This is a genomic window from Enterovibrio makurazakiensis (assembly GCF_050336585.1).
Lineage (GTDB): Bacteria > Pseudomonadota > Gammaproteobacteria > Enterobacterales > Vibrionaceae > Enterovibrio > Enterovibrio gelatinilyticus.
On record NZ_JAKJSE010000032.1, the window covers coordinates 65,921 to 80,885 of the forward strand.

Annotated in this window: 14 protein-coding genes; 11 read left to right on the forward strand and 3 right to left on the reverse strand. The window is 45.2% G+C overall.

Annotation, left to right across the window (positions count from 1 at the left end; translation table 11 throughout):
• Positions 1-243 precede the first annotated feature (243 nt).
• From L4D06_RS21775 to L4D06_RS21785, 3 genes are all read left to right on the forward strand, one after another.
• The gene (locus L4D06_RS21775) at positions 244-1,920 is read left to right on the forward strand and encodes a pyrroloquinoline quinone-dependent dehydrogenase (protein WP_274163141.1); all 1,677 of its coding nucleotides are present in this window, start codon (positions 244-246) and stop codon (positions 1,918-1,920) included.
• Positions 1,921-2,006: 86 nt separating this feature from the next.
• A complete protein-coding gene (locus L4D06_RS21780; protein ID WP_429741328.1) occupies positions 2,007-2,420 on the forward strand; it encodes a c-type cytochrome in 414 nt (137 codons plus the stop codon).
• Between the two features lie 9 nt (positions 2,421-2,429).
• A complete protein-coding gene (locus L4D06_RS21785) occupies positions 2,430-3,188 on the forward strand; it encodes a substrate-binding periplasmic protein (protein ID WP_429741330.1) in 759 nt (252 codons plus the stop codon).
• A gap of 175 nt (positions 3,189-3,363) precedes the next feature.
• Here the strand turns inward: L4D06_RS21785 and L4D06_RS21790 are convergent, their stop codons facing one another.
• Positions 3,364-5,307: a sigma-54-dependent Fis family transcriptional regulator gene (locus L4D06_RS21790; RefSeq protein ID WP_429741332.1), complete on the reverse strand. Its 1,944-nt coding sequence runs from the start codon at positions 5,305-5,307 to the stop codon at positions 3,364-3,366.
• Positions 5,308-5,628: 321 nt separating this feature from the next.
• Here L4D06_RS21790 and L4D06_RS21795 point away from each other — a divergent pair, with 321 nt between their 5' ends.
• The 8 genes from L4D06_RS21795 (at position 5,629) to L4D06_RS21830 (ending at position 13,005) form a co-directional block, all read left to right on the forward strand.
• Positions 5,629-6,615 carry a thiamine pyrophosphate-dependent dehydrogenase E1 component subunit alpha gene (locus L4D06_RS21795; protein WP_429741334.1) on the forward strand — a complete coding sequence of 329 codons (987 nt, stop codon included), beginning with the start codon at positions 5,629-5,631 and terminating at the stop codon, positions 6,613-6,615.
• 54 nt (positions 6,616-6,669) lie between these two features.
• Positions 6,670-7,692 carry an alpha-ketoacid dehydrogenase subunit beta gene (locus L4D06_RS21800; RefSeq protein ID WP_274163146.1) on the forward strand — a complete coding sequence of 341 codons (1,023 nt, stop codon included), beginning with the start codon at positions 6,670-6,672 and terminating at the stop codon, positions 7,690-7,692.
• The gene (locus L4D06_RS21805) at positions 7,692-7,931 is read left to right on the forward strand and encodes a biotin/lipoyl-containing protein (protein ID WP_429741336.1); all 240 of its coding nucleotides are present in this window, start codon (positions 7,692-7,694) and stop codon (positions 7,929-7,931) included. Before L4D06_RS21800 ends, L4D06_RS21805 begins: the two co-directional genes overlap by 1 nt.
• Before the next feature lie 4 nt (positions 7,932-7,935).
• Positions 7,936-8,634, forward strand: coding sequence for a 2-oxo acid dehydrogenase subunit E2 (locus tag L4D06_RS21810; RefSeq protein WP_274163148.1), 699 nt, complete (start codon positions 7,936-7,938; stop codon positions 8,632-8,634).
• The gene (locus L4D06_RS21815) at positions 8,607-9,332 is read left to right on the forward strand and encodes a lipoate--protein ligase family protein (RefSeq protein ID WP_274163149.1); all 726 of its coding nucleotides are present in this window, start codon (positions 8,607-8,609) and stop codon (positions 9,330-9,332) included. The genes L4D06_RS21810 and L4D06_RS21815 overlap by 28 nt, the downstream gene beginning before the upstream one ends.
• 13 nt (positions 9,333-9,345) lie before the next feature.
• Positions 9,346-9,912, forward strand: a complete 567-nt coding sequence (locus L4D06_RS21820; RefSeq protein ID WP_274163150.1) for a hypothetical protein — start codon at positions 9,346-9,348, stop codon at positions 9,910-9,912.
• A gap of 25 nt (positions 9,913-9,937) precedes the next feature.
• Complete coding sequence (locus L4D06_RS21825; RefSeq protein WP_429741339.1) at positions 9,938-11,518, forward strand: GMC family oxidoreductase; 1,581 nt, start codon at positions 9,938-9,940, stop codon at positions 11,516-11,518.
• Between the two features lie 347 nt (positions 11,519-11,865).
• Entirely contained in the window at positions 11,866-13,005 is a 1,140-nt protein-coding gene (locus L4D06_RS21830; protein ID WP_429741341.1) for a porin, read from the forward strand.
• 156 nt (positions 13,006-13,161) lie between these two features.
• On the opposite strand, the gene L4D06_RS21835 is transcribed toward L4D06_RS21830, so the two are convergent.
• Entirely contained in the window at positions 13,162-13,506 is a 345-nt protein-coding gene (locus L4D06_RS21835; RefSeq protein WP_028022589.1) for a YajD family HNH nuclease, read from the reverse strand.
• Positions 13,507-13,757: 251 nt separating this feature from the next.
• A complete protein-coding gene (locus L4D06_RS21840) occupies positions 13,758-14,339 on the reverse strand; it encodes a hypothetical protein (protein WP_274163153.1) in 582 nt (193 codons plus the stop codon).
• Positions 14,340-14,965 lie beyond the last annotated feature (626 nt).

Consider the following 14,965-nt stretch of genomic DNA (forward strand, 5'->3'; position numbering starts at 1 on the left):
TCTCCACTCTCTGCCTTCTAATCTCTTCCGGTATGTCACGGCCTGTCGTGAAAACACCTCATTGCTTTCAGAATGACGTGCTCATTTTGTGATACATAGTGTGCCAGTTATTGATACACATTGTTTCTTGCAAATATTTTAATACTTAACATTTATACATTAAATAACAATAGATTAAGCCTTTAATGGCCTTTGGCGCATTTATTGCAATTAGTTAATTGACTATGCAATGGAGGCAGAAACGTGATTTCAATAAAGAACATTATTTCAATATTGGTGATACAGATCCTCTCACTAACTCTATTCATCTCGTTTGTTTATGCCGAGACTGGCGACGGAGCAGAAAACCCCAATGATTGGCCGCAATACCACCGAACATCTAATGCTTGGAGATACAGTCCGTTAAAGCAAATTAATGTCGATAACATCCACAAACTAAAAGTTGCTTGGATGCATCAACCTGGCGATATCGAACATGGATTGCAAGCAACCCCAATCGTTATTGATGGTGTGGCTTACTACATTGGACCAAACAACAACGTGTTTGCATTAGACGCGGATACGGGAAAAACGCGTTGGCATTATCAACCTGAACTTGATGATGTGGTGAACGAAGTGTTTTATGTGGCTGCGAGTCGAGGGGTGACCGTCGGGCATGGCAATGTCTATATCGGAACACTTGATGGTCGTTTTATCGCGCTCGACCAAGAAACCGGTAAGGAAAAATGGTCAACACAAATAACGGATCTTAGAAGTTGCTACGGCTGCTTATTCTCATCGCCACCACAACTTGCTGGTGACATCTTATATGGCGGTACCACGGGAGGGGATCAACCAACACAAGGAAAGATATTTGCGGTCAATGCCCTAACGGGAGAGAAAGCATGGACCTTTGAAATCCTTGATAAAGATAACCCAGAGAGTTGGCCCGGAGATTCAGGAGAAGTTGGTGGAAGCGGTGCATGGTTACCGGGTACCTACGATGAAAAATCAGATTCAATTTTTATCGGCACAGCCAATGCTGCTCCTGATTTCTATGGCGCAGAGCGTCAAGGGGACAACAAGCATAGCGCCAGTTTACTCTCGCTTGATCCGAAAACGGGTGAGATAAAATGGGCTTTGCAAGAGATCCCTCATGATGTTTGGGATTACGACGCCACATATGAAGCCGTCAGCTTAAAACATAACGGCAAGGACGTTCTCGTACACCTAAATAAAAGTGGCTTTGTTTTTGTTATCGATAAGAAAACGGGCGAACTCGACAACGTATGGCCACTCGCGAGGAACATTAACTTCGCTGAAGGCATTAATCCAAAAACGGGTGAATTGATTGGGCGAATCGATATGCCTGAAGGGGAAGAAACCACGATTTGTCCTTACCTGCTCGGGGCAAGGAGTTGGAACCATGGCGCTTACAACCCAAAAACAGGCCTCTGGTACACCAATGCGATGGAGGTGTGCAACATTGTTGTTCCTGCCCCTCAAGAACATGAAAACGTCGGAATGGCGGGGTTGTATCTTGGTGTGAGCAAGTTGGTCGCGGTTCCTCCCCCAGGTGGAGTGGCGTCAGCACGCTTAGATGCAAGAGATCCCATCACAGGCAAACTTAAGTGGAGTGTCGATTATCCCTTACCGGGACTGGCGAGCGTACTTACCACGGGCGGTGATCTTGTTTTTAATGGCGATCCGAAAGGCGTGATACACGCATACAATGCGGAAAATGGCGACGAAGTTTGGAACTTTAATTCAGGTTCAGGGCTGCGAGGCGGCATCGTTAGCTATGCAGTAAATGGTAAGCAATATATTTTGGCATCCACTGGCTTTGGTTCTCACGCCCCTGGGTTTATGGCCAGTGCGTTTCCTGATGTTTCGGGTTTACCTGGCGGAGCGGTTTTAGTGGCCTTCACACTCGGTGATTAATAAAGCATATGCAGCAACCCTATTGCTCTCGTTTTATTGAACGCCAGTGAATGTTGTTCGTTTTAACCCAAAACTAGGAACTTGAAATGCCATTGATAAAGAAACACTACGTTATATTTCTTTTGTTGATTGCGGGTGAATCGTATGCGGTAGCACCCCCGGCAAATACGGCTGAAAAGCCCGAAGTAAAGAGCAGTATAGGTCTCTATTCTTCTGAAGACATCAATGCAGTAAAAAAACGCGTTTTTGGAACAGAAAACCTATCAAAACAGAACGGGGAGAAACGCTTTAATCAATCCTGTGTTTATTGTCATGGGTATGAAGGGAGTGGCGGGAAAGCAAGGCCACTTCAGGGGCGAGATCTTGATGCAGACTACTTATTCAAGACTATCAGTAATGGTAAACGAAAGGGGGCATTGGTGATGCCGCCATGGAAGAAATCGTTATCCGTTGAGCAGCGTTGGGAGCTGGTTGTGTACATCTCCTCGTTAAAAAAATAGGAGGAAGAAATGCGATTTTTTTCAGTGGGTAACGTGTTGCCTTTCTTGTTCTTCTTGATATTCAATACGGAATTATTGGCTGGGGATATCGCACACATTGTGGATTCAAAGGAATTGGAGGTGTGTGCACACCCTGAAATGCCACCGTTTTCACTCAAAGGAAACCAACCTAAAGGATTCCAGATTGATATTTCCAACGCTCTCGCTGACCAATTAGATGTTTCAACTTCCATCGCTTGGATTATATCGAAAAGGCACGCCAAAAAGACCACCTGCGATCTTTACGCGGGTGTGGTTAAGAAGGTCGCTGAGCGCTCCAAATACATGAGAGTGACTGAACCTTTTTATCACATGGAGTACTTCATCGTATCAAACCCTTCTGACAGCGCTATTTCAACCCTTGAAGACCTAACTAACCGAACGGTTGCCGTATCGAGTGGAAGTGTCGCATCCCATGCACTGAGACAGCATTCGATTGGTATTGCGACACGGTTTGTCGATGAACAATCGCGTCTAGAGGCTTTGATTCTAGGTGAAGTGGATGCCGCGGTTGTCTCTAATTTATCGGCATCTTGGTTTCAGAAAAGGAAGGGTATAAAACTGGCGACGGTAGATGCTGAAAATGTGCTTAATGTAGAACTCAACCATGGTTATGCATTGGGACTTCGGCGCGCAGATGAGTTAACCCTGCAACGGTTCAACGCGTTAATCGTATCTATGAAAAAGGATGGGACGCTAGACAAGCTGTTGGCGAAATATGGGCAATGAGCAGCTAGCACGAGACAGCAATTAAGATTCGCAGTAGATTAGGTTCGCAATAGAAGAGGGATAAAGATTCTTCTCACCATGATCGTTACGCGTCATTGCACATTGTTACGCGAGATTGTGGGGGAAGGGTCGTCATTCGCATGTTGAAGTGTCTGACATGAGACGGCGACATTTGCTATTCATCTTCAGCGAGTAATAAATCATATTTCTTTAGCTTTCTGTGCAACGTGGAACGGCTGACATTCATTGCTTTCGCCGCTCGCGTCACTATCCATCGGTTTTCTTCAAGGATCTTCATTATGTGCTCTTTTTCAAGAGATTCATCCGCGGACAAAGCAGGATCAACAGAAAGCACATGATTGTTGGGCGCTGTAGTATTTTCGTTACTTGAGGGTGCTGATGACATAACCTCTTCTGGGAGATCGCCCAAATCAATTTCTTTTCCATCACACATACAAATCGCAAACTGTAGCACGTTCTTTAACTGTCTAATGTTTCCAGGCCAACGGTAAGATTCAAGTCTAGCAAGGGCTCTTTTACTGACCGTATATGGCGATTCAATACCTTCATCGTCACACAACTTTTTGAGGATTCGGTCAATGATATCGCTTTGATCCATCCTGTTGCGTAGCGCTGGAAGCTTAATATTCACACCACTGATGCGGTAATATAAGTCTTCTCTGAACTCACCGTTTTTTACAAGCTCTTTGAGGTTTCTGTGTGTTGCACATATAACATGAAGGTTAACCTTGATTGGTTCAATTTGGCCCAGTGGCGTGATTTCATTTTCAGCAATCACTCTAAGTAATCGTGCCTGAAGCGCTAATGGCATATCCCCGATCTCATCAAGGAAAATTGTTCCTCCATCACTGGCGAGAATCTTGCCCATTTTTCCGCCTTTCAGCCCACCAGTGAATGTGCCTGAAGAATATCCAAAGAGTTCACTTTCTATCAGGGATTCAGGAATAGAGGCGCAGTTTAAAGTAACAAAGGGTTTGTTCTTGCGATCACTGCTTTCATGAATCGCTTGAGCCCATACCTCCTTGCCTGTTCCCGTCTCTCCTTGAAGTAAAATGTTGATACTGCGGTTAACGGTTCTTAAACAGATCGCAGCCTGCTGGATCAGCGTTTGATCAGGCCCGGCAATGTTCATGATGGGTGAGTTAGCGTCGGTAGGTTTTAACCTTGACGGTGCTCGCTTAGCAGAAAATAAACGTTCAACCGCGGGGGAAACAACGCGTGCCACCCAAAGGGGGGCTTGATGGTGCGTCGAAGATGCCGGTATGGACGCACCGCGTGCGGATGAAACGCTATCAAGACTGATACCGAATAGGTGCTCAAACGACTGGCCAATCACTTCTTCTCGTTTTCTTACCCCCATCATTGTGAGCGACGGTGTTGTCGCCGCCAAGATAATACCCGATGAATTAATCGCGACGTAACACGTGGTGTCTAGATCGTTTGAAATAGCGCTTGAAGAGAGTGCAACTAAGTAGTGTTGGTCATACTGCTTCCTGAAAAGAAGCGCTTCTATTTTATTGGCTGTTTCACACACCAAATTAAGGGCAAACCCCTGAACCTCTTTGTTCCCCCGAGCGAAAGAGGACACATCAAGAACACCGAAAATGCTGCCGTCAGGGGCTATCAAAGGGGCTGCTGAGCACGTCAAATGTTTCAGTGGATGCCCAAAGTGCTCTTCAGCAAATACCGTTAACGATTTTTGGGTTTCTAAACACGTGCCGACACCATTTGTACCGACCAGTGACTCACTCCACACCGAACCATGTTGGAGGCACTCCGTTGATAATTCTCGCGAGACATCAGAATCAATATATCGATCGATTACCACGCCTTGAGCATTAGTGACGAGAATGCAGTAACCCGAATCTAGCGCAGTATGGCGAAGGTTATTTAACAGTGGAATCGAATCAACCAGCATTTCATCAAACCGTTCTTTGTCTTCTTTAATTTCAGGTTTGCTTAGCCTTTCAACGCTTGGGATATGGGAAGGGTCAAGTTTGTAGAGTTGTTTACATCGCTGCCAAGAGCTGCTGATCGGGGAGATTATCGTCGGCACATGTTGGGATATCTCTTTGTTTTGTTGAGGATAACTACTCATATACCCGTCCTTTACGTATATAAATTGACCCGTATCGCTACTACATTTAATAGCGATCTCAACGGATATATCAAGTGACAAACAATACTTTTTTCAAGATTTCGCAACATTAATATCGCCCACGTAACTGATGCTACACACTGTCACATCTGTTGAATCACACTGTTTCAAATCTTCTTAAATCTCCCTGTCAGAAAATAAAAAATCATATAAATCAACGAAATAAAAATTGGCCTAAAACTTGCCATATCTAGCCATGACCAAATCACACGATCTCATCGATCGCAACGTGAATGCTGTTATCACTAACGGAGAAGTTTTATGACACCAAGCAAAGAGCAACAAATCTGGATGTATGAACACATGCTTGTTAGCCGCTATTTTGAAGAACGCATTGAAGCGATATACATGGAAGGAAAATCCCCTGCGTTCAATATGGCAAATGGGCCCATTCCTGGGGAAATGCATCTTTCTAATGGGCAAGAGCCTTGCGCTGTCGGTGTCTGCGCCCACCTTCAAAAAGAAGATATCGTCACATCAACACACAGGCCTCATCACGTTGCGATAGCCAAGGGTGTGGACTTGGACAAAATGGCCGCTGAGATTTTTGGTAAGAAAACAGGCCTCAGTGGCGGCAGAGGTGGGCACATGCACATCTTCGATGAGGCGGTCAATTTTTCGTGCTCCGGCATCATAGCGGAAGGCATGGGGCCAGCAGTAGGGGCGGCGCTTTCCCGTCAGTTACAAAATAAGGCTGGTGTTGCCGTTTCCTATCTTGGCGAAGGTGCGGTGAATCAAGGCGCATTTCATGAAGCGCTGAACCTTGCTTCCGTTTGGCGATTGCCAGTCATCTTCATCATTGAAGACAACGCTTGGGGTATTTCTGTCTCGAAAAGCGATTCAACTGCCGTCACGCATAACGACGTAAGAGCTGCCGCATACGGCATGTCTGGCTATCGCGTTTCGGACAATGATCCTAATGCAATTTTTTCTGCCGCTGGCGCAGCCATTGAAAATGCGCGTAATGGAGGAGGACCTTCATTAATCGAAATTGAAACCTATCGACTTGCTGGTCACTTCATGGGAGATGCTGAGGACTATCGTCCTAGTGGAGAGAAAGAAGCACTGATCGCCAAAGACCCAATTCCTAAGATGAAAACCCAATTAGTGGGTGCATTCAATTGGACGCGCAGTGAAGACGATGCACTGATTGCGAAAACACAGGCGCGTGTGGATAAAGCCATTCAGTTTGCCCGTGACAGCGAATATCCAAACCCAGCAGAGGCGATGGATAAGGTATTTGTCTAATCAACACTAGGTGTTTGCCGTATTCGCGACAACGAAAAAATAAAGGAGCTTTAAATGAGCGAAGTAAAACAGAAAGAACGGAAGCTGACGATCGCACGCGCAATGGCAGAAGGTATCGCGCAAGAGATGCGCATTGATGAGCGTGTGTTTGTGATGGGCGAAGACATTGGTCGCCTAGGCGGGGTGTTTGGCAATACACGTGGCTTGTTTGACGAGTTTGGGTCAACGCGTATCCGTGATACGCCGATTTCAGAAACGGCATTTGTTGGTGCGGGTGTGGGTGCTGCATCTGATGGTATGCGCCCGATTGTCGAATTGATGTTCGTTGATTTCTTCGGTGTGTGCATGGATGCGATCTACAACTTGATGGCAAAGAATACCTATTTCTCGGGCGGTAACATTCCAGTGCCTATGGTGTTAATGACATCGACTGGGGGTGGTTATAGCGATGGCGGTCAACACTCGCAATGCTTACACGGAACATTCGCCCACTTACCGGGAATGAAAGTAGTTGCACCGTCGAATGCTTATGACGCAAAAGGGCTCATGATTGCGGCGATTCGAGATCAAAATCCGGTTGTATTTATGTTCCATAAATCTTTACAGGGGATGGGTTGGTTAGGCACTGAGCCTGCAGCCATCGTCCATGTGCCAGAAGAGGATTACGTCGTCGAGATAGGCAAAGCCAATGTCGTCAAAGAGGGCACGGATCTCACCATCGTTGGTATTACCTCTGGTGTTCATCACGGCTTAAAAGCCGCTGAACTGCTTGCAGCGGAAGGGGTGAGCGCGGAAGTCGTTGACCTGCGCTCTCTGGTACCACTGGACAGAGATACTGTTCTTGCATCGGTAGCAAAAACCGGACGACTTATCGTGGTCGATGAGGACTATCACAGCTACGGCATGTCCGGTGAGATCATCGCTTCTGTGGCGGAAAGTGGTGTTCAAATGAAGGCGAGCCCACAGCGTGTCGCCTACCCAGATATTCCTATTCCTTTCTCGAGACCCATGGAGCAGTGGGCTTTGCCAAACGCAGACAAGATCATTAGCGCATACAAAAAGATGAGGGATAAATAATGAATACGGAAATCATTATCGCAGCAGATTTATGGGAAGAAGAAGAAGAAGGCGTCATGACTACATGGTTTGTGAGCAATGGAGCAAACGTAGAAAAGGACGATGTTATAGCGGAAGTGATGGTTCAGAAAATCCAACATGAAATCCACTCGCCGTCTTCTGGGGTGCTAGAGATCCTCAAATGGGCCGATGAAACGGTCAGCAAGGGCGACAAGATTGGTTTGATATCAGGGGTTTGATGATATGAGTGATAACGTTATCGCCCTAAAAGGGATGCGCGGCATGATTGCGGACAACATGCGCCGTAGCTTAGATGAGGCAGCACAGCTTACTCACCATGCTAGTTGTGACGTTACTGACCTACTTGCTTACAAGGCGTTATTGAGCGACGAAGGGATAAACGTCTCTGTTGAAGACTTGCTGTGTGATTGCGTTGTGGGTGTGTTGAAAAAACACCCAGAAATGAATGGCCGGGTTGAGGGGCAAGAGATTGTATTGAGCAGTGCGATTCATTTGAGCGTTGCCATAGCGCTTCCAGGCAACTTGCTGGTCGCGCCAACCATCTTTGACGCACAAACCCTGTCGCTTCAGGAAAAAAGGGAAGCACGCAAAGCGTTAATCACAAAAGCGAGAAAGGGAAAACTCTCAATAGCAGAAATGACGAAAGGGACATTCACGGTGAGCAATCTTGGCTTATCTCGCGTCCAGTATTTCACCCCGATTATCAACATTCCGCAAATCGCGATATTGGGCATTGGTCAGACGGTGAAACGAAATGAGATCAACGAACAAGGTGACGTTGAAACACGTTCAATTCTAGGGTTATCACTGACGTTTGATCATCGTGCGGTGGATGGTGGGCCTGCAGCGGAATTTCTAACGTCGCTGTGTGAGCATATCGAGCAGGGGTCGGGATGTCTTTCTCATCAGACGTATCACTGAGCGTTATCTCACCAGAGCGAGGACTTCATGAGGAGTCGCTGCTGTTTGAGAAAGTGGCGAACAATGAACTGACATCGGGCTACAAAATATGGCGGTGTCAGCCGTCCATCGTGGTGCCGAGGTCACTCAGCCAAAAGGAAGGGTTTCGTCACGCAGTCGATGCCATGTCCGGTATGGGTTGGCCTGTTTTTGTTCGTCAAACTGGCGGCGACCTTGTCCCACAATCGCCAGGTTCGTTGAACGTGACCTTGGTGTTCAAACGTCACAAAGATAAAGGAAGTATTAAGGATACCTATCTGGCCTTGTGTTTACCGATCATCAACGCATTGGCCAAAATGGGGATAAGTGCCCATTGCGCACCAATTCCGGGTTCATTCTGCGATGGAGACTACAACCTCGTTGTCGGAGACCAGAAGTTAGCGGGCACGGCACAACGTTGGCGTCGAGTGAAATCTGCAGAAAACAAAAACGAATTTGCCGTACTGGTTCATGCCGTGATTTTGTGCAGTGGGAATTTGCAGGAGCGTTGGCAAGTGACAAACGCATTCTACGCACATTGTGGCATCGATAAAAAAATCGAACTTACCAAACATACCTCTGTGGCACAGCTAAAACCAAGTGCGTCAATCAGTGATGAGGAGCGACTGAAGCAATTAGCAACAACGATATCGCAGGAACTCAATATAATTATTAGGTAAACAAGGAGGCTCTATGAGTAATAAAAAACCATCCAAAAAGAGCGAGCATTTAGATAATACCGCAATGAGTCGAAGGAAATTTATTACCAATAGCACAGCTGCACTCGCTAGTGTCAGCGTACTTGCCATGGGCGTTGGAGGCGTATTAGTGTCTCCGTCAGCCTGGGCGAGCACTGTTATTGGTAATCATGCAAGTAAAACATTAATGGTCATGTCTCGTGACATCTACCCTCACGACGACTTAGAAGATAAATACTACACGAGATTACTTCTTCCTTTAGGTGAAAGCGCAAACACCGATGCTGATTTGAAAAAATTACTCATTGAAGGTGTGGCAGAGTTAGATAAAAGATCCAATCAAGCTTTTAATTCAAATTACATCAATATAGATAATGAGAAGGATAGGGTGACTGTTCTTCGTAATTATGAAAACTCTGCGTTTTTCCAGAAGATAAAAGGCATATTAATGATGGGGCTCTATAATAGCCCTGATCTTTGGCCTTGGTTTGGGTATGGCGGATCTGCGTGGGAGCACGGTGGTTATATAAACCGTGGATATGCCGATATAGATTGGATTTAATATAAATATATATAAGGATGTAGAAATGACTAATAAATTCGATTTAAATGATGATAGTTTAGTCGTTATTATAGGTTCAGGCGCAGGTGGCGGAACGCTAGCAAACGAATTGGCGAAAAAAGGCGTACGCTCCGTCGTTCTTGAAGCGGGTAAACGTTTTACATTCGCTGACATCGACAATGACGAATGGGGAATGTTTGGCAAGATTTCCTGGTTGGATAAACGCAACTCTGAGGGGCCTTCTCGCCTCGCTAAAGATTTCCCTAACCTCCCTGCATGGATAGTGAAAGGCGTGGGTGGATCAACCATGCACTGGGCTGGCGTTGCGATGCGTTTTCAAGAACATGAGTTCAAAATGAAAACGACTAACGGCGTTGTGCCCGGCGCAAACGTGCTTGATTGGCCGATTACGCTTAAAGAGCTTGAGCCTTACTATGTTCTTGCTGAAAAGAAAATGGGTGTTTGCGGAACCGAATCTACGGGAATGCCATTCCATGGAAAGAGTAGCCACTACAAAGTCGTTGAGGCGGGAGCAAATAAGATCGGGGCGCATTGTGAACAAGCGACCCTTGCAATCAATACCGAGGCACGCGATGGAAGACCTTCATGTCAGGTGAATGGGTTCTGTATGCAGGGCTGCAAAATCGGGGCTAAATGGTCCACCATGTACACCGAGATCCCGCAAGCTGAAGCGACAGGACATTGTGAAGTTCGCGCTGAATCTATGGTCATGAAGATTGAACATGATAAGCATGGAAAAGTCACAGGCGTTCTTTATGTTGATAAAGATGGCAATCAACAATTTCAAAAAGCCCGGGTTGTTGCGGTTGCTGCAAACTCTATTGAGTCACCAAGGATGTTACTCAATTCAGCGTCAGACCTGTTCCCTGATGGCTTGGCCAACTCATCGGGTCAAGTTGGGCAAAACTATATGACGCATACCACAGGCGGTGTTTATGCTGAATTTGAAAAGCCCGTACACATGTACAAAAGTACGGTTGTTCCTGGCATTGTTAAAGAGTGGGAAGACAATGATCCTTCTCGCGGACACTATGCAGGTTACGAGTTAGAAATTCTGCATCTAGGTCTTCCTTTCATGTCGGCATTTTTAAATCCGGGTGTCAGTGGTTGGGGTAGAGAAGTGGCTGACTCATTGCGAAACTACGAGAAAATGGCCGGGTTCTGGATATGTGGTGAAGACATGCCTGTTGAATCCAATAACATCACATTACACCCAACAGAGAAAGATCAATACGGGCTTCCAATTCCGGTTGTTCATAAAGTCGATCATATTAATGATACGCGCATGCGAAATCATGCATATAAAACGTCCAAGGAACTATTCGAATCTGTTGGGGCAATAAAAGTCTCGAATTTACCCGCTTATCCTGCCAGCCATAATATGGGCACCAACCGAATGAGCGAAAGGCCGCAAGATGGCGTTGTTAATTCATGGGGTCAAACTCATGATATTGATAATTTATTCATCTCAGATGGAAGCCAGTTTACAACAAGCGGAACAGAGAATCCCACATTAACCATTGTGGCTCTCGCCATCAGGCAGGCTGAATATATATCCGAATCCATGAAGCGAAAGGAAATATAAACCCTGAGTGACTCTAACGCCCGAAAGGGCGTTTTTTATATAAAAACAATGCGAAAAACTATACGAAAAAATATGAGACATTATGTGTCGGCGCGAGACAATATATCGCATGTAAATGCACATACTGTTTTATTTTATATTAATTGGATTCTCTAAATAAAAACACTCCCGTTATCTTCATGATATTTATAGAGATAAATAATATTGGAGAGAATATATAAAATGGTATGTAGGTTGCAATGAGCAAGGAGGTACATACACATAAAACCAAGGAGTGTTTTTTGAAAAATTGTCAATATTTCATAGCGGCCGGAGTTTTCATTTCGTCCTGTGCTCAGGCTGAAATAATGGTGTTGGAGGACAACGGATATACATTTGGTGTTGATGGTTGGGTCATTCTCAATGCAAGTTCAACACGCGGTGATGCCGAAGGGAATGATGCATTTAGAATAACGTCTGGTGACTCACCAAACATGATCGGTTTCAATTTTGGGGTTCCAGAATTTGAAGGCATCAAAGCCAATGCCAGGTTAGGTCTACGGATAAACCCTCACTCTGGTCAAGGAAACCAAAAAAACCTCGGTAATGTCGGTTCCACTGCATCTCAATCAATCGATCCTCGTGAGATTTACGCCTCGTTTGATGGAGACTTTGGTCAAGTCGTTATAGGTAAGCAATACAGCATATTCAATGGACGCCCGGTGCTTGCCGATGCTTCGGTTTTAGCGGGCGGCTTTTTCGCTTACGACATCGCAAATGACGGCGGGGCACTTGGCGCAGGGTCTCTGCATTCCGGATACCTATACGCCAACTTTAATAGCGGTATTCGCTACAACTCGCCCTTTGACTCCCCATTTAAAGTCTCACTCGCGCTCTATGATCCAAGTAAAATTCAATCGGTACTAGCAAGTGTTGCGAATAAACCTGTTGCTTCTAAAACGACATCTCCCCGTATTGAGGGCGAGTTGTCATACAGCGACACATTTAATGGGGGCAGTTATACACTCTACGCAGATTCGATCTATCAGAAGGCTGAAAATTGTCAGATTGGCGGGTCCAAGTGTTCAGCTGGCAGCGATGTTCAAGCCTCAGGGTATTCCGCAGGCATTGATTTAAAACTAGGGGCGTTTGGCTTTTTTGCATCAGGTTTTCAAGGTGAAGGGCTAGGCTCTGCCTTGCAGTTAGACTTTGATTCTTTGGATGATGCGGGTCGTGAACGTGAAAGCAGCGGCTATTGGTTACAAACGACAGCCAAAGTAACACCTAATACAAAGCTGCGTTTAAGCTACGGAGAAACAACGATTGATGACACCGCAGCGACCAAAGGACATACCGCGAAAGGCACTGTTTTAGGTATTTATCATGATTATGGTGATCACATCGCGTTATACAGTGAGATAGGTCGTTCGGAGTTCGATTTGAACCCGGTATTTTTGCAAGCCACAGAAACCGACTACGTAACAGCCGGCGTGCGTTTAATGTGGTAAGCCTTTTTTGACATTGATCCTTTGAAATCCCTGCTATTGGCCCGTTATTCAACGGGTCTTTTTTGCGAAGAACCTGAAGAACCTGAAGAGCCAATGACAAATAAACCCTGCAAAACAAACGCCCTCCGACACTTCGCAGGACGTTACACTCTTTTGTTACTTCTTCATCAAGTCTTTCAAGTTAGCGAACGGGTTATGTGTCGCCGCTTGATGATCATCATCACCCGCTTTAATCTCAGTACCATATTGGTCATGGTCTGTGTACTTTGAATGCTCGTGGTCATGACAAAATAGGCACAACAACTCCCAGTTGCTACCATCTGGTGGATTGTTTGTGTGGTCGTGGTCAATGTGGTGAACAGTGAGTTCACGCAAATTCGAGTAAACAAACTCGCGTGCACAACGTCCACAAACCCAAGGGTAAAGCTTCAACGCTTTTTCACGGTATCCGCTTTCTTGGCGAGCGTAGCTGGCACTGGTGCCGTAATAATCTGATGACATACTGGTATCTTGCTATCCGTTATTAGTATTCGCTAAATATATCAAACAGGCTGAGAGTTTCCACAATTCAAATCAACGTTGTGTTGGATAGAATCGGTTTCTGGCTGCTTCTTTGTTTGAAGCTCAAACTTTCCAACATTCTCGGTTTGATCTTTAGCGAGTAGGGCGTTGAAAATCGGTTAATGTCGAGCCAAATGTAAAAAGGGACGCAATGGCGTCCCTGTTCAAGCGTATTATTAGCCACAAAATCGTTAACTAGCGGGAGGCGAGCTGCAGAAGTTGCATCCTAGGTACGTGATCACAAGGCGATTTTGATATCGATTTTGGTAGTTCCAAGGTGATACATCATAGGGTGCGCGTTGATAGCGGCCTTGAATAAAAATAGTCTCACCTTTTTCTAGTGTCATGATGGCATCAACAGCTGCAATGCCAGGAATTGCACAACCCGTATCATTGTTGGCAAACGTCACCGGGCCGATAGAGGCATTACTACCCGGAGGTTGAGCGTTTGGTAAAGAAATACCTATACGAAGCAAGTACTTAAAGCCACAGGTTCGCTGTGCATATTGTGCATCAATGCTATAGAGGCCAGCGACTGGTGCGGTGAATATGTGAGAGTTGGTATCAAAAGCATAATTAAAATTAATGACGGTTTCGTTGTATTCTACAACCTTTATCGCTCCGTTATTTGCTTCAGTTAGCTCATCGCCACCTATGTAAGCGTCTACGACAACGCTGTTTGATGGCAAGTATGGATCATAGCTTTGAGCCGAAACAACATTAGGCAAAGCGAACATAGCGGAACACAAAATGATATGTGCGATTCTATTCACTACTTTTTCTCCTTTAGTTATTTGATACACACTAAGCATCATCATTTATGGGCTATTAGGGTGTATCAAAAACAGGAAAAATAGTCTCTGTAATCGCATGAAGACAGGTGGATTCAATAGAGTCAGTGAACCTGAGTGAAGGTCAAATCTTTTAGATTTCAAAATAAAATGTCGCAAAGAATGAGTATGTTGTTAGAACATTGGAGATTGACGTTAGTTGCTCAAACAAGATTAGTCTCCGGGGGCACTTTGAATCTTCTGCTCTTAAAATAATTCCCAGACCAATAAGGAAGCCACAGGAAACCATGTTTCGTGGCAGGTATCTTGTTGGACTGGTAATTATGTACTTTATGGTAAATAGCCAATTACGTTCAATAGACTGATATTAATGAAGAATAAGGGTAGTTGGCGAGCTGAGTGGCGTACATTTCAATCTACCGCACATCTTATTTAACATAAGATAGATAATGCGCACTTAGGGTGTAAGGGCAAAGTAGTAATGTCACTTTTTAGCAAAGTTAAAATGTCTCCTTAATCGCACGTCTCAACTAGGTTTCTGTTTTGATCTGACGTTTAAGGAACGATGAGATGCTGGTAGTTATGAGTGACCAAGAGCTGACACGTTT